The organism is Marinobacter sp. C1S70 (genome assembly GCF_000475355.1).
GTDB lineage: Bacteria > Pseudomonadota > Gammaproteobacteria > Pseudomonadales > Oleiphilaceae > Marinobacter > Marinobacter nauticus.
The window spans coordinates 40,969-61,059 of the sequence record NZ_AXBW01000023.1 but is presented as its reverse complement, the minus strand read 5'-3'; the positions used below and the strand labels follow the sequence as shown (position 1 = coordinate 61,059).

Genomic DNA, 20,091 nt, shown 5'->3' with positions numbered 1-20,091 from the left:
CGCAGCAGGCACATGCTTACCAGGGAGCTTTCCTTGTTTCAGGATGAAGTCGAAAAGGTTGAACTGCCCGCCATCGAACAACTAACAGGCCTTGGCTGGAATTATTTACCGGGATCGGCGTTGGTGCCGACAGCCGCAGGTTCAGAGTCAGGTGAACGGGGCTACTACCGGGATGTGGTGCTGTCCAAACGGCTGGAAGCTGCCGTGGTCCGGCTGAACCCATGGATCAGTGACGAGAACCTGCGCAAAGTCATCCGCGAGTTCACTCACCCCAATCATGCGGGCTTGATGGAATACAATCAGTCCATTTACGACCTGCTGGTGAACTACCTGTCGGTGGAACAGGACCTGGGTGCCGGTCGCAAGGGGCAGACGGTCAAGGTTATCGACTTCGATAACCCTGAAAACAACGAATTCCTGTGTACCAATCAATTCAAGGTTGAAGGCCTCAACCAGAACATCATCCCGGATATCGTCTGCTTCGTGAACGGCTTGCCGCTGGCGGTGATTGAGTGCAAATCGCCGTATATTGCCGACGCAGTAGCCGAAGGGATTAACCAGCTACGCCGTTACGCCAACCTCCGCAACCCGGAAGACGACGAAGGTGCCCAGAAGCTGTTCTGGTACAACCAGCTTATGGTGTCTACCTGTCGGGATCAGGCGAAGGTGGGCACGATCAGTTCTAGCGCCCAGCATTACGGGGACTGGAAGGACGCTTACCCATTTACTGATGCGGATATCCGGGCGATGCTTCAGCAGTCTGACTTCATCTCCACCGGCTCGACTGCACCCATCCACAAGACCGGTGACGTGCCCTCACCAGAGTATCTGGTTGCCGCGAAACAGATCGCTTCAGGTGCCGGAACCCGTTCAGGCGAAGTCACCCCACAACAGCGGTTGCTTGCTGGCATGTTCAACCCAGCCAGCTTCCTGGACCTGATGCAGAACTTCACCCTGTTTGAGCCAGTAGATGGTCGCCTGATCAAAAAGGTGGCGCGGTATCAGCAGTACCGGGCAGTGAACAAGGTCATAGAGCGGCTCAAGAACGGCACCACGCGCAAGGAAAAGTCCGGGGTAGTCTGGCATACCCAAGGGTCCGGAAAGTCCCTGACCATGGTCATGCTGGCGGTAAAGATGCGCCGTGACCCGAAGTTGAAGCAGTACAAACTGGTGTTCGTGACCGACCGCACCCAACTGGACGGGCAACTGTCCAAAACCTTCCGGGATGCTCAAAACGAAACCATCTACAACGCTGGTTCCGTGGCGGAACTGAAGGAACTGCTGTCCAAGGATTCTTCCGACATTGTGACCGCCATGGTGCAGAAGTTTCAGGAAGCGGAACAGGAAGGTGACTTTTCCGACCTGAACCCCAGCGACAAGATCATTGTGCTGGCGGACGAAGCTCACCGCACCCAGTTTGGCGGGCTGGCAATGACCATCAACGCCGCCCTGCCCAACGCCCCGAAGATCGGTTTTACCGGCACGCCCCTGCTGAAGTCCCAGAAGATGGACAAGGCCTTCGGCGGCTACATCGACAAGTACAAAATCAACGAAGCGGTGGATGACGGTGCCACGGTACGCATCATCTACGAAGGTCGCCAGGTTCAGAGCGATGTGGTGGGTGATTCGCTGGACGCGCTGTTTGAAGAATACTTCAAAGACAAAAGCGACGACGAAAAGCGGGAAATCAAGAAAAAATACGGTGTGGAGCGCGCTGTACGGGAAGCCCCCGCCCGCATTCGCTGGGTGTGTATCGACCTGCTCAAGCATTACCGGGAAAAGATTCAGCCCAACGGCTTCAAAGCCATGATAGTGGTGGGCAGCCGCCATGCAGCCACGGTATTCAAAAAGACCCTGGACGAGCTGGAAGCGCCCCCGTCCGAAGTGATCATTTCCGGCACTCACAACGACCCGGCATACCTCAGCAAGTACGCCGACAGTGCGCACCAAAAGCAGGTAATCAGGAACTTCACCAAACCGATGGATGAAGACCCCACCAGCTTCCTGATCGTGAAGGATATGTTGCTGACTGGCTTCGATGCGCCCATTGCACAGGTGATGTATATCGATCGGAGCCTGAAAGACCATACCTTGATGCAGGCAATCGCACGGGTGAATCGAACCTATAAAGGTAAAGCCTGCGGTTACGTGGTGGATTACTACGGGCTGTCAGACTACCTGACCGACGCGCTGAAGCAGTTCAGCAGTGAGGACGTGGAAGGCGCCTACCACACCCTGAAAGACGAGATACCGCGCCTGAAATCGGCTCACACCCGTGTGGCTGCCATCTTTGCCGAGGTGAAAGGTACAGACGTGGATGATTACGTGCTGCACCTGAAAGATGAAGACACCCGCCAGCAGTTCGAACTGGCGTTCAGGAAGTTCGCCAAGCAGATGGAGGTGATCCTGCCGGACACCGCCGCCAAGCCGTTCATTCCGGACCTGAAGTTGTGGGGTAAGGTGCAGAACGCCGCCCGTAACCGCTACCGTGACCCCGGACTGAACATTAGCGATGCTGGGGCGAAAGTCCGCCAGCTGGTGGACGAACACATCATCAGCACCGGGGTAGACCCGAAGATTCCACCCGTGGACCTGATGGCAGCGAACTTCAAGGAGAGCGTGGAGCAGATCAAATCCCCCGAATCCCGCGCCTCCGAAATCGAAAGCGCCATCAAACACCACATTACGGTGAACCTGGACGAAGACCCGGAATACTACAAGTCCCTGAGCCTTCGACTGCGTGACATTATCGAAAAGACTGCGGGCAAGTGGGACCAGCAGCTGGAACTGCTGCTTCAGATGGTCGATAGCATGGAGTCCGAACACAAACAGGCGGCGGACGATCTGGGGCTGAGTGAAACCGAGTTCGCCTTCTACAACATCCTGATGGCAGAAGTCACCAGCCATGCCGGTGAAGATGCCATCAGCGAAGCCGTACACGACGAAATCAAGGCAACCAGCCAGGACTTGGTAGGCATGTTCGATGAAGCCACCCAGATTGTGGATTTCTTCAGTAAACCGGACGAAGTGAAGCGAATGAAGAAAGAAATCAAACGGGCCGTTCTGGACTGTTCGTTTGGCGAGAAAGCCTTGGTGAACGTGGTTCAGGATCGGTTCATGGAACTGGCACAGAACAAGTTCAAATGATGGCAGCTGCACACAAACCAGAATATAGGGATGGTCACGGCTTCATTGCCGAGATCATCCGCACCAACCGCCGCAAGTCTGCGGATATTCGGGTGGAAGACGGTGCCGTGTCTGTGGTGGTGCCCGTGAACACCCCTGCCGAAAAGATCGACCAGTTACTGGCAGCCAAACGCCGCTGGATCAAAGAAAAGATCACTCTGCACCGGGAAATGACCCCCGCCAGCAGCAAACGCTATGTGTCTGGCGAAGCCTTCAGCTATCTGGGGCGCAACTACCGGCTGAAGGTAGAAACAGGCAACTTCGCGCCTGTGAAGCTATTGAACGGGCGCTTGGTGGTCACCGTCCCCAACGGCACCGAACAACCCCACATGGTCCGCAACTCCCTTGTGCGCTGGTACAAACGGCAAGCAGAACAGAAGCTGACCGAGAAAGTTAACCGCTTCGCGCCCGTGGTTGGTGTGGAGCCTGCCGGAGTGGGAATCCGAACCTTCAAATCTCGCTGGGGTAGCTGCACCGCCAAGGGCAAGCTGGAATTTAACTGGCAGATCATGATGGCACCTAACCGGATGGTGGATTACGTGGTGGTTCACGAACTCTGCCACCTGATACGCCATGACCATTCCCCGGAGTTCTGGCGGGAGATGGCGCGGGTCATGCCGGATTACCCTAAACGCAGGGATTGGTTACGAACTCATGCGGCCAAGCTCCTGATGTAGCATTTGCCTGTCGAACTTCGACACTGATACAACCCAAGAGAGGTGTGACTATCCAAAGCGAACTCAATCAACGCTTTTCATCCCGAGCTGTAATCCGGTCAATCAGCCAGCAACGAACCTCCTCATACACATAAAAGGCTGGAGCCTGCTGAGAACTGCCATCCTTGATCGGCCTAGGAAAGGTGGGATCACGCTTCTTCAGCTCATAGAACCCACTGCTGGAGAGATCGAGCATTTCCATCAAGGTTTTCTGGCGGATAAGGATTTTCTGGATTTTCTTGGCCATAGGTGCCGCTCCTGAATTTGTTAAGAACGACACCTATACTATTGCCGGATTCGGTGGCCGTGTGGCGTCTAATTTCAATAAATTTGAAATAAGACCCGGGTGAGCCGATTTTCAAGCAGCAACCTGTTGGCCGGGTTCGACCGGCCGATACCGGATCATTGCCTCGACAACACGCTGCTCAAATTTCTTTTTCTGCTTTTCAGTCAACCCTTTCCTTAGCGCGTCCAGATAATCGGCATACCATTGCATCATCACCCGGCGGGCCTCCAGATACGCGGCTTGGTTATAGACACCGGCAACACCCGGCATCTTGTGAGAGAGCTGGGCTTCAATGTGGTAATGGTGCCAGCCATGCTCATGCAGAAGGGTAGAAGCGGTGTGCCGCGAACCGTGGCCGGTCAATCGCCCCTTATAACCGATGCCCCGTAGCATCTTGTTAATCGAATCTGTGGGCATGGTCGGATTCTTTGGCCCGATACTTGGAAACAGGTACCGGGACCGACCGGTCATTTCTTTGAGTTTTTTCAGCAAAGCCACGAGTTGAACCGGAAGGGGAACAATGTGCTGAGTCCTGTTTTTCATATTCCCCTCGGGCACAACCCACAACGCCAGATCCAGATTTACATGCGTCCACTCCGCCTTGACGACCATCCCAGGACGAGATGCTGTGAAAAGCGTCATTTTCATAGCAATCACGGTCTGTATCCGGGAGGTGGAGGATTCCACGGCTCTCAGAAAATCTGGCAGCTCAGGCTCTAATAAATGAGGGAAAGGAGTTTTTCCACCTCTTCGCTTGGCGATATACCTTAGTTCAGACGCGGGATTGGTCTCGCAGATTCCGCGCCCGATGGCGTAACGGAAGATCTGGTTCAGCGCCTGACGAACCTTCTTGCTTTTATCGAAGCTCTGGCTGAGCTCGATCTTGTGCTGCAGGTCGGCACACTGTTTTGGCGTAATCTGCTTGATCGGAATGTTTCCAAGTTCAGGCAGGATGTCATTGTCCAGATATCCACGCATCTGTTTGGCAGTACTTTTGGCATAACCATCATCGAGTTTCTTGTTGTACCAGTATTCACAAGACTCCGAGAAGGGATGTTCAATTAACGCCTTTTTGGCTGCTTCCTCAGCACGGCGAACTTCCCGAGGGTCCTTCCCGTCCGATACCTGTGCCTGAATGAGATCGGCCTGTTTTCGGGCAAACTTGGCGCTAACAGCCGGGTAACCACCAACACCCAGCCAGCTCCACTTACCATCAGGCCTTTTAAATCTGACCTCCCAGCGCTTAGAGCCATTAGCAGCCACGGTAAAATGCAGCTGGTTCGGCCCATCTTTGACCCTGTAGAGTTTCTCATCAGGCTCCAGGCTCCGCAGGACTGTCTCAGCCAGCGGGGTTCGCTTGATTTCTTTGCGCTTCATTCCGGTTTCCGTTTGTATAGCTTAGTTCGCCATTGAAACTACCATACAAGCCGCTATACACAACGGGCCCCGAGGTACAAGGATATACACGGGCGTATAAAGACATTAAGCTTACTTAAGCGATTGAAAAAACGGAGTTTTAAGGAGGTATCAGGATGTGTGCGGGTATCGGTTTGGAGCGGGCGATGGGAATCGAACCCACGTCGTAGGCTTGGGAAGCCTCTGCTCTACCATTGAGCTACGCCCGCCTGCATAATGATTGCCACAGCAATATAAGCCCGGGCCCTGCGTTCGGGCAAGCCCCTTTGGTCTGGAGTCTGATGGATCCCACACTTACCCTGATCGGCGCCTTGATGCTGGTGATCAGCATCGTTCTCAGCCCGCTTTCCAGCCGAGTCGGCATGCCCGTGCTGCTGATCTTCCTGGTCGTGGGCATGATGATGGGGGAGGACGGCCCGGGTGGCATCGAATTCGACAACTTCGAGCTGGCCTTCCTGATCGCCAATCTGGCGCTGGGTGTGATTCTGCTGGATGGCGGCATGCGTACCCGGGTGGAAACGTTCCGGGTGGGACTGCGGCCGGCGCTGGTGCTGGCCACCCTCGGCGTTGGCCTGACCGCCGGTGGCGCCGCACTGGTTGCCTGGTGGGTGTTCGACCTGCACTGGCTGATGGCGTTGCTGGTCGGCGCCATCATTTCCTCCACTGATGCTGCCGCCGTATTCTCACTGCTCCAGGGCCGGGGCCTGCATCTGAACGAGCGGGTCAGCGCCACGCTGGAAATCGAGTCCGGCAGTAACGACCCCATGGCCATTTTCCTGACTCTGCTGCTGGTTACCCTGATTGGCAGTTACAAAGAGGGGGCATTGGCCAAAGGCCTGATGATGCTGGTACAGCAGTTCGGCATCGGCACTGTGGCCGGCCTCCTTGGTGGCTTTGCCGTGGTTCAGCTGGTCAACCGGATACGACTGACCCCGTCGCTTTACCCGTTGTTGGTAGCCGCTGCCGGCATCGCCGTGTTCTCCGCCACCAATGCCATCGGCGGCAGTGGTTTTCTGGCGATTTACCTCACCGGGGTGGTGATTGGTAACCGGCATGTTCGGATGATGCCGATGATTCTTCAGGTGCATGATGGTCTGGCCTGGCTGGCGCAGCTTTGCCTGTTCCTGATGCTGGGCCTGCTGGTTAATCCATCGGATCTGGTGCCGCTGGCCGGTGGCGGTCTGATTCTGGCACTGGCGCTGATTTTCGTGATCCGGCCGGCCACCGTGCTACTCACGCTTTGGCCTTTCGCGTTCAATCGGCGGGAGTTGGGGTTTATCAGTTGGGTGGGCCTGCGTGGCGCAGTGCCGATCGTGCTCGCCCTGTTTCCGATTATTGCAGACCTCCCGGATGCCCAGCTGGTATTCCATGCCGCCTTCTTTATTGTGCTGGTATCGCTGCTGGTACAGGGCACCACCATGGCACCACTGGCGCGCAAACTGAAACTGGAGGTGCCTGCAGGGGAAGATCCGTACCGCAGGCTACCTCTGGATGTGCCTGCCGCAGGTGATCACGAACTGATGCTGTTTCCGCTGCGCGGCAAGAATTGGGAAAGCCCCCGGGCCCTCGGCCAGCTCAGGCTACCCGACAATACCGCCGTTGCCGGTATCTTCCGGGATCGCAAATGCCTGCAACCGACCCGGGAACTGGAAGTTGCCTCAGGCGATGTGGTGGCCATGTTTGCCACTCCAGCCTTGCTGCCGGATCTTGGCAAGGCCCTTAGCGGCAGGCAGGCGCCGAAGCATCTGGCAGAACGGGCATTCTTTGGGGATTTTGTGCTCAATGGCGATGCCCTGCTGGGGGATGTTGAACAGGTGTACGGCATCGAATTTGACGAGCTGCCGCCCGAACTCTCCCTGGCTGAGTGTTTTGCCAGGCGTACCAAGGGCCACCCGGTGGTTGGTGACAAGGTTGTGCTGGGGCCCGTTACCCTGGTCGCCAGGGCCACCGACGCTGACCGGGTGACCAAAGTAGGCATGAAAATGGATTCCTGAATGGGATCCCGGTCAAGAAAAGCCAAACTCTGTAACAGAACCCCTTATCACCCCGTTACCAGGCTATGGTATAAACGGCATGAACAAAGTTTAACCATTTACCGATTTGTGCGAGTTTCATGATTGTTCGAGTTCTACTGACCATCGCCCTGATTGCCTCCCCTCTGCTGGCGTCAGCCTCTGAGCTTCTGGCCCGGGCCGACACCCGCATGATGCCGAGCCCACCGGAACCGGCGTTAATGGAAGGCCTGCTGGAGATTACCCAGGTACTGGTCAACAAAGGAGAACGTCGCCTTTACCTGCTCAGCGGTGATGAAACCGTACGCCAGTACCGGATCTCCCTCGGCGACAATCCCGTCGGCCACAAGCTGTACGAGGGGGATGAACGCACACCCGAGGGTGACTATGTACTGGACTGGCGCAATGCCAGCAGCGACTTCTATAAATCCATCCACATTTCCTACCCCAGCCCCCGCGACCGGGAACTGGCTGAAGCCTGGGGTCTTGATCCCGGCGGCAGCATCATGATCCATGGCCTGCCCAACAATGCCGGCGACATGGCCTTTGCCTACACCGGGCTGGACTGGACCAATGGCTGCATTGCAGTGAGCAACGAAGCCATGGATGAAATCTGGCAACTGGTCCAGAATGGAACCCCCATCCGCATCGTTCCGTGATTCTTTCTGCTTGGTGACAACGCCATGAAAGCCGGATTAAGTTGTTGTCATAAGCTAAGAAAATTTACGTATCCTTAGTTAACATTTTGTCTCTGAGTGTTTTACACTGTTTAACGACTCCGGTAGTCACTGCCTATCGGGCCTAGCAGAAGGGAGCTGTCTGACCGGCTTCCGGATCACAGGAAATAAAACGACCAATAAGGGGATTTACAATGCGTAAACTGACGATCGCCGGGTTTGCACTGGCTACTGCTCTGACTGCAGGTTGTGCCACTACTGAACAAGCTGCTATCGACGAAGCAAATGCAACTGCCAGCTCCGCTGAGCAGACTGCCAACAACGCCCTGAACACAGCTAACAGCGCCGCCAGCAGTGCACGCACTGCCCAGCAGACTGCTGAAGAAGCTCTGGCTGCAGCCCGTGCAGCCCAGAAAGCTGCTGACGAAGCAAACGAGCGCGCCAAGCGTATGCTCGAGCGTGCCAGCCAGAAGTAAGGCTGTCAGCTAGCAAAAAAGGCCGGTTAATCCGGCCTTTTTTTATGTCTGCAGAACCCTTTGGTATTAGGGTTTCGGCTCTTCCTGCCCAGCCTTGTCCGGCCCCTGGTTCTGAATGAAGGTCTTGACCAGATCCATCGGCAACGGGAACACAATGGTCGAGGAGTTGTTGTTGCTCATGTCCGCCAGCGTTTGCAGATAACGCAATTGCATGGCACCGGAGTTCACAGACATCACCTCAGCCGCTTCCACCAGTTTCTTCGACGCCTGAAGCTCGCCTTCAGCGTGAATGACCTTGGCCCGGCGCTCCCGCTCGGCTTCCGCCTGACGGGCGATGGCGCGGATCATGGATTCGTTCAGATCCACATGTTTGATTTCCACATTCGCCACCTTGATACCCCACTCTTCGGTCTGGGCATCGATGATCTCCTGAATGTCGGCGTTCAGCTTGTCCCGTTCGGATAACATCTCGTCCAGGTCGTGCTTGCCCAGAACAGATCGCAGTGTTGTCTGGGCCAACTGGCTGGTAGCGGCACCATAATCTTCAACCCGGATGATGGCTTTTTCCGGATCCACCACCCGGAAGTACAGCACCGCATTTACCCGCACGGTAACGTTGTCTTTGGATATCACGTCCTGGCTCGGGACATCCAGGGTGATCACCCGAAGGTCAACTCGCACAATCTGCTGGATACCGGGAATGACGATGATCAAGCCCGGGCCTTTCACGCCCTGGAACCGACCCAGAAAAAAGACCACGCCACGCTCGTATTCCGGCAGGATCTTGATTGCTGACCCCAGGATCAGCAGCAGCACCACCGTCGGTGCAATATAGGGAATAATGTCACCGAGATTCATACGGCCTCCTTGATTTGCCGTTGATGTTTAATCTGTGCGCTCTGCCGGTTCGTCGGTGCCGGGCTCCACTAGCAGGGTCAGGCCGTCCATACCATTTACCCGCACTTGCGATCGGGCGGCAATGGCCTCCTGACTCCGGGCGTTCCAGCGTTCGCCGCTGACCCGTACATGGCCCGCGAAGGCATCATACGTGGGGACAAAATCATCCAGTGCCACACCGTGTTCGTGGACCAGCTGCTCACTACCCGAGACCGGGTGGCGCCGCCGAAGGCCGATGAACCGGGTAACCGTCCAGAGAATAAAGCCCCCAGCCACCACCGCCGTGCCACCAATCGTCGGCAGCGAAATGTCCTGATGGCTGCCGTCCATCAAAATGACCGAGCCGGTGACAAACGCCACAATGCCACCGATGCCGAGGATGCCGAAACTGGGCACGAACGCCTCGCCGACAATGAACGCCAGCCCCAACAGGATCAGCGCCAGGCCCGCGTAATTCACCGACAATACCTGGAAGGCGAACAGGGCCAGAATCAGACTGATTGCGCCAATCACCCCAGGCACTACGGCGCCGGGATTGGCCAGTTCGAAAAGAATGCCGTAAAAGCCGATGATCATCAGGAAATAGGCCACATTCGGGTCAGTAATCACCGACAGCAGTTTGGTGCGCCAGTCCGGCTCGGCCCGCACCAATTCCAGTTGCGAGGTTTCCAGCACCCGATCACCGGCGGCCAAGCGCACAGTGCGACCATCAATCTCGCTTAACAACGCCCGGAGGTTTGGTACCACCACGTCCACCACGTTACGCTCCAAGGCTTCGGTAGCCCCGAGATTGACCGCCTCCCGAACCGCCTCTTCCGCCCAGTCGGCATTACGGCCATGGCGCTCGGCCAAGCCGCGGATGTAGCTCACGGCATCTTCCAGTACCTTGCGCTCCATAGCAGTGTCGCCACGACGTTTGTCGGCCGATTCGCTCTGGTCGGTGTCCTCCGAAGATTCTTCAGGGGCGGATTCAGAAGGGGACTCAGGTTTTGTGGAGCCGGGCAGGCCAACCATTTGCACGGGTGTGGCTGAGCCAAGGTTGGTGGCCGGAGCCATGGCGGCAATGTGGCTGCCGTAGAGGATATAGGTACCGGCACTGGCCGCCCGGGCACCCTGGGGTGAAACGTAGGTCGCCACCGGCACATCGGAAGCGAGAATGGTCTTGATGATTTCCCGCATGGAATCCATCAAACCGCCCGGGGTGTCCATTTCAATCACCACCAGGCCGGCGCTTTCCCGCTCCGCCCGGCGAATACCGCGGGTCACATAATCCATGGTGGCCGGGCCAATCGCACCTTCAACCGAAAGCACCAGGGCCTGACGGGGCGATTCCTGTTGCGCAAAGACTTTCAGGGAAAGACTGAACAGGGCCAGCAAGGCTCCGGCTACAAACACCAGCGCCCAGAGCTTTACTCTGGGGGTGAGTGTCGATGTCCTGAAGTGGCTTGCACGCATCTCAACCTCCCACGGGAGTGATCAGAACAGCTTTGCCAGAACCGACTCCGGTAACCGCCTGAGCACAAAACCGATCGGGGCCCAGGGCCAGGCGGGCACAAAATGCTCGGCTTTTCCGGCTTCTATGGCTTTCACCATAGCACGACAGCCGGTTTGTGCGTCGACGATGAACGGTGTGTTTTTCACCTTCTCATTGATTTCAGTGCGAATATAGCCCGGATACAGGGTAGTCACACGGATCGGGGACCGGCGTTTTTTCAACTCGATGCGCAGTCCTTCACAGAGTGCTGCCAACCCGGCCTTGGTGGCGGCATAGGTGGTAACGTTGCCCGGCATACCGCGCACTGCCGTTACCGATGATACGGCCACCAGGTGGCCCTGGTTCTGTTCCCTGAAAATTTCCATCGCCGCTTCAATCTGGGCGAGGGCGGCGACAAAGTTGGTTTCTGCGGTCTGCCGGTTAGCATCAAAGCGCCCGGTTCCGAGTGGCTGGCCCTTACCGATACCGGCATTCACAATAATCCGGTCCAGTGCTCCAAAGTGCGCCTGAAAAGCCCGGAACACCTCCTGCACCTGAACATGATCATTCACGTCGAGTGCCATCACCTGAATCCGGATACCCGGATACTGCTGTTCAAGCTCCGCTTTCAGCACCTCGAGCCGCTCAGTTCTTCGGGCGCAGAGCGCCAGGTTATCTCCGCGGGCGGCAAACTCTCGGGCCATGCCCTCGCCAAGGCCAGAACTGGCGCCGGTGATCAGAATGCTCCTGCTCATTGCGGTGTTCCTTTACCAGGGGGACTAGAAATACAGGGTCTGTTCCGGCTTGCCCTGTTTCTCGGATTCTGCCGGTTCAACCGAATCCTCGGATGCCATCCGGGTCAGCTTCTCGCCGATCATGGTGGGCAGACCATCGGCCTGATCCACCGCCAGCTCAATGGAACGGCGGCGAAGATCCACATCCGGATGCTGCTGGCGGAAGCTCTCTACTTTTTCAAATACCTGAGCCCACAGGCGCTCCCGGTCGCGGGCCGAATAGTCCTCATGGGGCCGATGCACTTCCAGCCACACCTCACCACCGGACATGCCGATCTTGACCGGCTCACGAATCACCTGTACCGGCGTGCCTTTCTCCACCTGATAGACAAACCGTGAAATATCTTCGTTGTACATGCGGAAACAGCCGTGACTGACCGGCATACCAACACCGAACTGTTTGTTGGTGCCGTGAATGAGGTAGCCTTTCTCACTCAGCATCAGGGCATGAGTACCCAGGGGATTGCCCGGGCCGGGCGGGATCATTTTCGGCAGATAGTCTCCCGACGCCTCATATTCGGCACGAATGCTCGCTGGCGGGTACCAGGCCGGGGACTCCAGTGGCATGGTTACTTTGGCATTGGTCAGCGGCGACGGGTTTTCCTCAGTGCCCACACCAACCGGGTACACCTGCACCCCGCCATCCGGTGTGAAGTAATACAGCCGGTATTCAGCCAGATTAATCACGATGCCCTCGCGCTCAACATCGGGCAACACATACATGCGGGGCAGAGTGATCATGGTGCCTTCGCCCGGCAGCCAGGGATCAATACCGGGATTGGCCTTCACCAACTCCAGGTACCCCAGGGCCAACTTGTTACCAATGCCGGCAAAGGTGTCCTCATAGACGGTATTGAACACCTGCAGCTCTCCCGCCAGGTCACCGTCGGGCTGAAAGGTAGGAACCCGCGGGGAGCGGTCCGGCGCCCGTTCTGATGCCTCCGGCCCGTTTGTGTCCCGGGCGGCCTGCACTGAGGAAAACGGCCACAGCAGACTGACACCAATGACAACAAGCAACCAGCTTTTCCACCGCATAAGATTGGGTTCCCGTAACAACATTTCTCACACTCAATGACCGGCGTCCGGCTCAGGAGTTCATTACCGTGGCCCAGACCGTCACCACGGCCAAGGCCACAAACAGAATACTCGCACTGATTCGCGCCATGGCCAGCGGCAGGCGTTCCATCAGCCAGCGACCCGCCATGATAACCGGCACATTGGCCAACAGCATACCCACCGTTGTACCCATGATAACCCAGAACGTGTCGGTATACCGTGCGGCCAGGACCACCGTGGCAATCTGGGTTTTATCACCAATTTCCGCCAGGAAGAACATGATGGTCGTGGCCATGAAGGCACCCATACCCAGGAATTTCGAGTCCTCCGAATCATCCTTGTCTGGAATCAACAGCCACAGGGCAATGGCAACAAAGCTGACGGCCAGGATCCAGGGCAGCCAGGCCTCCGGAATCCATTGCGCAACCCAGGCGCCCAGCCAGGCGGACAGGGCATGGTTAAGCACGGTAGCAATCAGAATCCCGAGGATGATAGGGGTACGTTTGGCGTATCTGGCAACCAGAAAGAGAGACAACAGCTGGGTTTTATCGCCAATTTCAGCGATGGCAACGGCAAGCGTCGAAGCGAGAAAAGCATCCATTCAGCAGAACCTCAGGGCGGAGACAATTCAGACATGAGACAGCCCACCTTCCGCCCATTGGAGGTGATCTGCCTCAGGTCTTGCCAATTCCTGTTCAGGAACACGATGGCCATGCAGATTGAGCTGCAAGTATGTTGACCACCGTCTGCCCGGATCACCGGTGCAGAGGCTACTCCCCCGAAGGTGCGGCCATAGTAATGAATAGCGGCAAACAAGGCAACTCCCGGCCTCAGGCCCGCATTTTCCAGATCGGCACCGCCGCCAGCGCCACGCATACCGCAACCAGCCACCAGGCCGAGGCAAAGGCTGAAACGGTTGGCAGCCCGCCTTCGTGTTCGCCGAACTCAATGGTGAGGGCAACGATATTCACCCCGAGCGCACCCCCCAGCTGACGGGCGAAATTGATCGTACTGGAACCTGCACCCAGCTGTTCCGGCGCGAGCGGGTTCAGAGCGCCCGTCGACAGCGCCGGCAACATAAAGCCTATACCGATTCGGCCCACAACTGCCCACAATGCCAGCCAGACAAACCCGACCAGCGCCCCGGTGACGGCGAACAACACAGCCGAGCAGGCAAACATGGCAATACCAAACAGCACCAGCCCCCGGGCACTGCGTTTGTCGGCAAGCCTGCCAGCCACGGGGAACACCATCCCCAGCACAATACCTGCCGGTAACATCAGCACGCCCGCCTCCGTGGCCGAGAAGCCCAGGGAAGTCTGTACGAATAGGGGGATCAGGTAAGTGGAACCGAACAGCGCCAGGCCCAGTGCCATGGCGCCCAGGGTTGCATACAGAAAAACCGGCTCCCGCAGCAACGCCAGCCGGATAAGCGGATGGGCTGTGCGGCGTTCACGTACGATAAATCCAGTAATCAGACTCGCAGCCAACGCGCCCTGCCAGGCAATACGCACAGAGTCGCCGGGCCAGTCCTGCAGACGGTTAAGCGTTTCCAGGGTGACCGCAACCGCAGCACCCAGCAGAACCATACCGGACAGATCGAACATGTAGGGAGCCGGACGGGACCGTGGTGACGGCAGAAAGCGCAAGGCCATCCACACACCCAGCAGGGTGACCGGAGCCGGAGCAAACATGACCCAGCGCCAGTGGAACTGATCCACCAGAAAACCACCGAGGACCGGACCCAGAGCCGGCGCAAGAATCACACCCATACCATAGATGCCCATGGCGCGGCCGCGCTGGTCAGCCGGAAAAATCCGGAACACCAGATACATGCCCATGGGCTGCATCAACCCGGCCATGGCCCCTTGCCCAATCCGGGCGGCAATCAACAATTCCGGCGTGGGCGCGAAGCCACCGGCAAGGGAAATCAGCGTGAACATGGCCATGGCGGCACTGAGGGTCTTGCGGACACCGAAGCGGTCCAGCAGCCACGCCGAAGCCAGCATGGTGGTGGTCATGGCGGCAATGAAACCGGTCGCCAGCCAGTGAACCTGGCCCTGGCGGATACCGAACTCCACCATGATATCGTGCAGGGCAACGTTGACCACCGTGGCACTGAGCACCGTGGCCATGGTGCCGAGCACCACGGTAAGCACCGCCAGCCAGCGCCAGCGGTCACCATATCGGGCCCGCAGGCCCTCTACGGATTGATCAGCCAAGGCTCACTTCTGCTTCTCGGCGTTTTCCATGATCTTGTGGAAAACCTTGAGCGATGCCTCAATGTCTTTGTCGGAAATGCCGTCAAGCATCTCCTCGCGGAGCGTGGCCGCTCGCTCTGACAACTCATCCATGAACTCGACACCGGCCTTGGTCAGGTGAAGGCGACGGGCGCGACGATCGTTGGGGCATGGGCGGCGCTCAATCAGCCCCTGTTGCTCGAGGCTGTCCAGCAAACGTACCAGGGTCGGGTTTTCAATGGCCATCAGGCTGGCCAGTTCACGCTGGGTCAGGCCTTCACCACCTTGCTGCAGATACACCATGGTGCTCCAACGCGCCTGGGTAACACCCAGATCTTTCAGGCGTTCATCGAGCATTTTGCGCCAGCGGCGGGTTACCCGGGCAACGGCAAACGGAAACTGATCTCTCATGGTTCATTACTCCTGATGGTGATCCGGCATGGGACAAGCAAACGCCACCCCGAAAACCGACAAAAGACTTACCTTATTGGAAATTCACCAATAGTAAGCTAACCATTGAAATAAAAACAGATGTGAAGACAAAAATATAATTGGGGAAAACCGAAAGCTGCGTCAACCGGCCTGACGCAGCTCCTCCTGCATTTCTTCCACTTCCGGTGACTCGTGAAACTCGGTGTTCCGGGGATCCATCTCGGTCAGCACCGGTGAGGTTTCCGGCATGGCCGGAACGAAATGCTCCTGCTCTTCCACCGGAACATCTTCGGTGTGGCTGATGCGGTAGCTGGTAATCACCGCCAACACCAGAAGGAAACCGGCATTGCCATAGAACAGACCGGCCGGACCCAACAGGCTGATCAGCTCTGCCATGGCAATGGGGCCGATGACACTGCCAATACCGTAACTCAGCAGCAAGGTCGCACTGGCCGAGACTATCCGGTTGCTGTCCATACGGTCGTTGGTGATCGCCACGGCAATCGGATAGATAGTGGCCGACAGGCCGGTGAACAGCCCTACCAAAAGCGTGAGTAAGGCCAGGTTGCCGGCGCCAAGCACCGCCACACCGCCCGCGGAAGCCGACGCGGCCACCGCCACCCAGAACATGACCCTGCGCCGGTCAAAACGGTCGCACAGCCGTCCCAGCGGCCAGGCCAGAAGCATGGCCGCCACAATCGCGCTGGCCATAAAGGTAGAGGTGCGCGCCACATCCAGGCCAACCAGCGTGGCGTAAACCGGCCCAAGGGCATAGAAGCCACCGATCATCACCCCACAGATCAGCGCCCCGGCAACGCCCGAAAACGATTCGCGCGCCAGCTTGAACACCGACATGCGGCTGGCCTGTTCAATAACCGGCGCCTCCATCCGGGTCAAAGACAACGGAATCAATGCCAGCGTCAGCAACATGGCCGCCAGCGAGAACGGCAGGAAGTTGGCCGGGTCACCGACATTGACAATCAACTGGCCGCCGGCAGCCGAAAGATAGAAGACAATCTGATAGACCGCGAAGAGTGCGCCGCGATTGGCGTTGGTGGCCCGACTGGAAAACCAGCTCTCAATGACCACCAGCACCCCGGCAATGCTGAAGCCGGACAGCACCCGCAGCACGGCCCAGAACACCATGGAAATAGCCATCGGATACATCAGGGCGGTGACCGCCGCCATGGCTGCGAACACCGCAAAGGCCCGGATATGGCCCACCCGGCCAATAATCTTGTGCACATACAGGGTGCCAAGCACAAACCCGATGGAGTAGCACACCAGCACCCAGCCGATCACGTCTGGCGAGACCTCTTCAATACTCAGGCGAATGCCCAACAGGGTCATCAGAAAGGCGTTGCCACTGACCAGAAGGACAATACTGAGAATCAGCGCTGATAAAGACGCAACCATTCGGGTCATCGGAACTCTGCCTGTCACGATTACAGTGGGTAACAAAAAGAAAAGATAGCAACATTATAGGTTGTCTGCTGGCGAGCATTTAACCAACCTCTTCATGGCCGCGCCACTAGGGAGTTGCCGAGACCCGGAACCCGCACTGGCAGGCCATTTGACAATGTTTTACATTAATGGGTCGTAACAGACCCGATTGGCGGGAGCAGGTAACATATTTGCCATGCAATCTACTGGACCGTGAGCGCCTGGTTATGAAGAAAACGGACTGGCCCATTCGTTGGGATTTACTGCTTCGCTATCGCCTGATCGAGATTATCGCCCTGTGGGAGGGTCGGCTGACCACCAACCATATCTGTCACAGCTTTGGTATCGGTCGACAGCAGGCTTCCAAGGACATCAATACTTATCTTCGTGAACTGGCTCCGGGCAACCTGGTCTACGACCGGCATCTGAAAGGCTATGTCCCGTCTGCCAATTTCAAGCCGGTGGTTACCCGGGGCGCCGTCTCCGAGTATCAGGATCTTCTGGCCCGTCAGCAGAACCTGAGCGATACTTTCTCCGATCTCGAGCTGGGCCTGCCCGGCAACGCCGTCATCCCCGAGGCCGCCCGCCATATAGACCCGGAAGTCATGCGGGCCGTGGTGACCGCTACCCGTTATCATCGCCAGCTGAAGGCGAGCTACGTGTCACTGAGTCGCCCGGAAGCCGCCGAAAGTGTGCTGGAACCCCACGCCCTGGTCTGTTCCGGCAACAGCTGGCACGTTCGGGCCTGGTGCAGCGCCAACCGGGAATTCCGGGATTTTGCCCTGAGTCGCTTCCACGGCCGTATTGAAGCCCTGCGTCAGAAAGCCCGGCACAACGCCCAGCAGGATGACGACTGGCAGCGGCAGGTGACACTGGAGATCACCCCGGACCAGCGCCTGACCGAAGCCCAGCAGAAGATCATCGCCCGCGACTACGGCATGACCAATGGCCTGCTGCACATCGAAACCCGAGCAGCCCTGGCACCCTATGTGCTGTCCCGACTGGGCATCACCTACGAAAACAGCCACCCAGACCCATTGGTTCAGCAGCTCGAACTGGCCAACCCGGACCAGCTCGGTTTTGGCAGCAAACGCGAACGGGCACTCAAGGCGGTGGCCGGTCTCTGCTAGACTGGCCCCGTGACCAGACCGCTCCAGACCTTTACTGCCCTTTTTTACCTGGGGCTCGTGTTATCGGCGACGCCACTCCAGGCGCATGCCGATAACCGCTGTGGAGCTTCCGCCACGCCCATCCATCAGGTACAGGGCAGCGGCAACCAATCCCCACTGATCGGCCAAACCGTGACCGTAGAAGGCATTCTTGTACTGGATGCCCGAAAACCTGGCGGCTTTTCCGGATTCTACCTGCAGCAGGCCGATCACCAGACCGATGACAATCCAGCCACCTCAGAAGCACTGTTTGTCTATACCCGCAAAGCCGCTGGCACCGTGGGTCAGCGGGTGCGGGTTACCGGCACCGTCAAGGAGTTTCACGGCCTGACCGAACTGGCACCGGTGCACAGCCTTTCAGTCTGCGGCCAGGCACCCCTGCCAGCGCCGATCAACGTATCGCTACCCTGGTCGCAACCACCCGAAAGCCTGGAAAACATGCGGGTGCGTTTCGACGAGCCCCTGACGGTCATCGATAATTACAACCTGGCCAGGTACGGCGAGCTGGCATTGGCGGCCAGCGATCAGGTGATTGCCACAGAACAGTTAGCGCCAGGTCCGGCTGCCCGCACACTGGAACAGCAAAACCTGGCGCAACGGATAACCCTGGACGACGGCCTGGGCAAGCAAAACCCGACGCCGGTGCCCTGGCTCTCAGAACGCGATACCGTTCGGGCCGGCGATATCGTGTCAGAACTGGAGGGCGTACTGGATTACCGCTTTGGCCAGTGGCGGGTTCAACCGGGCGCTGTACCACGTTTCCAGGCCCGTAACCCCAGACCACAAGCGCCGACCAAATCAACGGACAGTATCCGGATCATGACCCTGAACCTGCAGAACTACTTCAATGGCGACGGGCAGGGCAAGGGCTTTCCCACGCCACGGGGCGCATCATCGCTCGAGCAGTTTCAGACCCAGAACCGTAAACTCGCCCGAACCATCCAGGACGCGCACCCTGACATCCTTGCCGTGACCGAACTGGAAAATGACGGCTACGGCCCAGACAGTGCGGCGGCTGGCCTGGCCCGGACGCTCGGCGCTGATTGGGCAGTCGTACAGACGCCGGGCCGGGACGGCAACGATGCCATCCGCACTGCCTTGCTCTATCGGGAATCCCGGGTCCGCCCTACTGGCCCGGCTTACAGGCCCGGACCAGGCGAACTTCCAGGCGCGTCCCGCCCGCCACTCGCCCAGGCATTCCGTGCCCGGGGAAGCGAGCTGACGTTCTGGGTGGTGGTACCACATCTGAAATCAAAATCCTGCCGGCATGCAGCGGCCCGAGAGCAGGATCAGGGCGACGGGCAGGGCTGCTACAACCGGCAGCGGACCCTCAGCGCCAACGCTATCGTGATCTGGCTCCAGGCGCTGGCCGGAGATCCCGAAACCACACCCGTACTGATTACTGGCGATCTCAACAGCTATGCCCGCGAGGCGCCGGTCGAACGGTTCCAGGAAGCCGGTTTCACCAGCCTGGTACACCAGTATTACCCTTGCCTGCCAATGCAGTGCGAGCACTATACCTACCGGTACCAAGGCCAGAAAGGTACCCTTGATTACGCTCTTGCCAGCCCGGCACTGATGCCTTGGATTGAGCAGGCGCAAACCTGGAACATCAACGCTGATGAGCCCCGGGCGCTGAGCTACCGTCAGACCCCGGATCAGTCGGGCCCGTGGCGATCGTCTGACCACAATCCCGTGCTGACCGATCTGAACCTCACTCCCACCCGCTGACTTGCTGCACCGCCTCCGGAGTCCGGCAGCCGGGCAATAGCGCACGGCCCGCGCCGCGTTAAACTGACAAGGCATTCACAGTAATG

General features: G+C 57.9%; 17 protein-coding genes and 1 tRNA gene. 7 read left to right on the top strand and 11 right to left on the bottom strand.

Annotated elements, in window-relative coordinates:
• Positions 1 to 33: 33 nt before the first annotated feature.
• The gene (locus Q669_RS07770) at positions 34 to 3,147 is read left to right on the top strand and encodes a type I restriction endonuclease subunit R (RefSeq protein WP_036149195.1); all 3,114 of its coding nucleotides are present in this window, start codon (positions 34 to 36) and stop codon (positions 3,145 to 3,147) included.
• Positions 3,144 to 3,863, top strand: coding sequence for a M48 family metallopeptidase (locus tag Q669_RS07765; protein ID WP_022991844.1), 720 nt, complete (start codon positions 3,144 to 3,146; stop codon positions 3,861 to 3,863). The genes Q669_RS07770 and Q669_RS07765 overlap by 4 nt, the downstream gene beginning before the upstream one ends.
• Before the next feature lie 67 nt (positions 3,864 to 3,930).
• On the opposite strand, the gene Q669_RS07760 is transcribed toward Q669_RS07765, so the two are convergent.
• The 3 genes from Q669_RS07760 to Q669_RS07750 form a co-directional block, all read right to left on the bottom strand.
• Positions 3,931 to 4,149, bottom strand: coding sequence for a helix-turn-helix transcriptional regulator (locus Q669_RS07760; RefSeq protein WP_022991843.1), 219 nt, complete (start codon positions 4,147 to 4,149; stop codon positions 3,931 to 3,933).
• A gap of 111 nt (positions 4,150 to 4,260) precedes the next feature.
• On the bottom strand, positions 4,261 to 5,565 hold the full coding sequence (locus tag Q669_RS07755) for a tyrosine-type recombinase/integrase (RefSeq protein ID WP_022991842.1): 1,305 nt from the start codon (positions 5,563 to 5,565) through the stop codon (positions 4,261 to 4,263).
• A 174-nt stretch (positions 5,566 to 5,739) separates the two neighbouring features.
• Positions 5,740 to 5,813: transfer RNA gene (locus Q669_RS07750), tRNA-Gly, on the bottom strand.
• A gap of 72 nt (positions 5,814 to 5,885) precedes the next feature.
• Here Q669_RS07750 and Q669_RS07745 point away from each other — a divergent pair.
• The 3 genes from Q669_RS07745 (at position 5,886) to Q669_RS07735 (ending at position 8,769) form a co-directional block, all read left to right on the top strand.
• On the top strand, positions 5,886 to 7,598 hold the full coding sequence (locus Q669_RS07745; RefSeq protein WP_022991841.1) for a potassium/proton antiporter: 1,713 nt from the start codon (positions 5,886 to 5,888) through the stop codon (positions 7,596 to 7,598).
• Positions 7,599 to 7,717: 119 nt separating this feature from the next.
• Entirely contained in the window at positions 7,718 to 8,275 is a 558-nt protein-coding gene (locus Q669_RS07740) for a L,D-transpeptidase family protein (RefSeq protein WP_022991840.1), read from the top strand.
• 212 nt (positions 8,276 to 8,487) lie between these two features.
• On the top strand, positions 8,488 to 8,769 hold the full coding sequence (locus tag Q669_RS07735; RefSeq protein ID WP_011783700.1) for an Lpp/OprI family alanine-zipper lipoprotein: 282 nt from the start codon (positions 8,488 to 8,490) through the stop codon (positions 8,767 to 8,769).
• A 66-nt stretch (positions 8,770 to 8,835) separates the two neighbouring features.
• Here the strand turns inward: Q669_RS07735 and Q669_RS07730 are convergent, their stop codons facing one another.
• From Q669_RS07730 to Q669_RS07695, 8 genes are all read right to left on the bottom strand, one after another.
• Positions 8,836 to 9,627: a slipin family protein gene (locus tag Q669_RS07730; RefSeq protein ID WP_014420098.1), complete on the bottom strand. Its 792-nt coding sequence runs from the start codon at positions 9,625 to 9,627 to the stop codon at positions 8,836 to 8,838.
• A gap of 27 nt (positions 9,628 to 9,654) precedes the next feature.
• On the bottom strand, positions 9,655 to 11,121 hold the full coding sequence (locus Q669_RS07725; RefSeq protein WP_036149182.1) for an NfeD family protein: 1,467 nt from the start codon (positions 11,119 to 11,121) through the stop codon (positions 9,655 to 9,657).
• Between the two features lie 21 nt (positions 11,122 to 11,142).
• Positions 11,143 to 11,895 carry an SDR family oxidoreductase gene (locus tag Q669_RS07720; protein ID WP_022991838.1) on the bottom strand — a complete coding sequence of 251 codons (753 nt, stop codon included), beginning with the start codon at positions 11,893 to 11,895 and terminating at the stop codon, positions 11,143 to 11,145.
• Between the two features lie 24 nt (positions 11,896 to 11,919).
• Complete coding sequence (locus tag Q669_RS07715; protein WP_022991837.1) at positions 11,920 to 12,969, bottom strand: L,D-transpeptidase family protein; 1,050 nt, start codon at positions 12,967 to 12,969, stop codon at positions 11,920 to 11,922.
• 52 nt (positions 12,970 to 13,021) lie between these two features.
• Positions 13,022 to 13,591, bottom strand: coding sequence for a TMEM165/GDT1 family protein (locus Q669_RS07710; RefSeq protein ID WP_011783695.1), 570 nt, complete (start codon positions 13,589 to 13,591; stop codon positions 13,022 to 13,024).
• A gap of 229 nt (positions 13,592 to 13,820) precedes the next feature.
• On the bottom strand, positions 13,821 to 15,212 hold the full coding sequence (locus tag Q669_RS07705; protein ID WP_022991836.1) for a DHA2 family efflux MFS transporter permease subunit: 1,392 nt from the start codon (positions 15,210 to 15,212) through the stop codon (positions 13,821 to 13,823).
• A gap of 3 nt (positions 15,213 to 15,215) precedes the next feature.
• A complete protein-coding gene (locus Q669_RS07700; protein WP_011783693.1) occupies positions 15,216 to 15,641 on the bottom strand; it encodes a MarR family transcriptional regulator in 426 nt (141 codons plus the stop codon).
• 162 nt (positions 15,642 to 15,803) lie between these two features.
• Positions 15,804 to 17,087 (bottom strand): MFS transporter, encoded by a 1,284-nt coding sequence (locus Q669_RS07695; protein ID WP_022991835.1) that lies wholly within the window; start codon positions 17,085 to 17,087, stop codon positions 15,804 to 15,806.
• A gap of 245 nt (positions 17,088 to 17,332) precedes the next feature.
• Between Q669_RS07695 and Q669_RS07690 the strand changes: the two genes are divergently transcribed.
• Together Q669_RS07690 and Q669_RS07685 are read left to right on the top strand one after the other, a co-directional pair.
• Positions 17,333 to 18,235, top strand: coding sequence for a helix-turn-helix transcriptional regulator (locus tag Q669_RS07690; RefSeq protein WP_036149189.1), 903 nt, complete (start codon positions 17,333 to 17,335; stop codon positions 18,233 to 18,235).
• A 9-nt stretch (positions 18,236 to 18,244) separates the two neighbouring features.
• Positions 18,245 to 20,005, top strand: coding sequence for an ExeM/NucH family extracellular endonuclease (locus Q669_RS07685; RefSeq protein ID WP_022991833.1), 1,761 nt, complete (start codon positions 18,245 to 18,247; stop codon positions 20,003 to 20,005).
• Positions 20,006 to 20,091 lie beyond the last annotated feature (86 nt).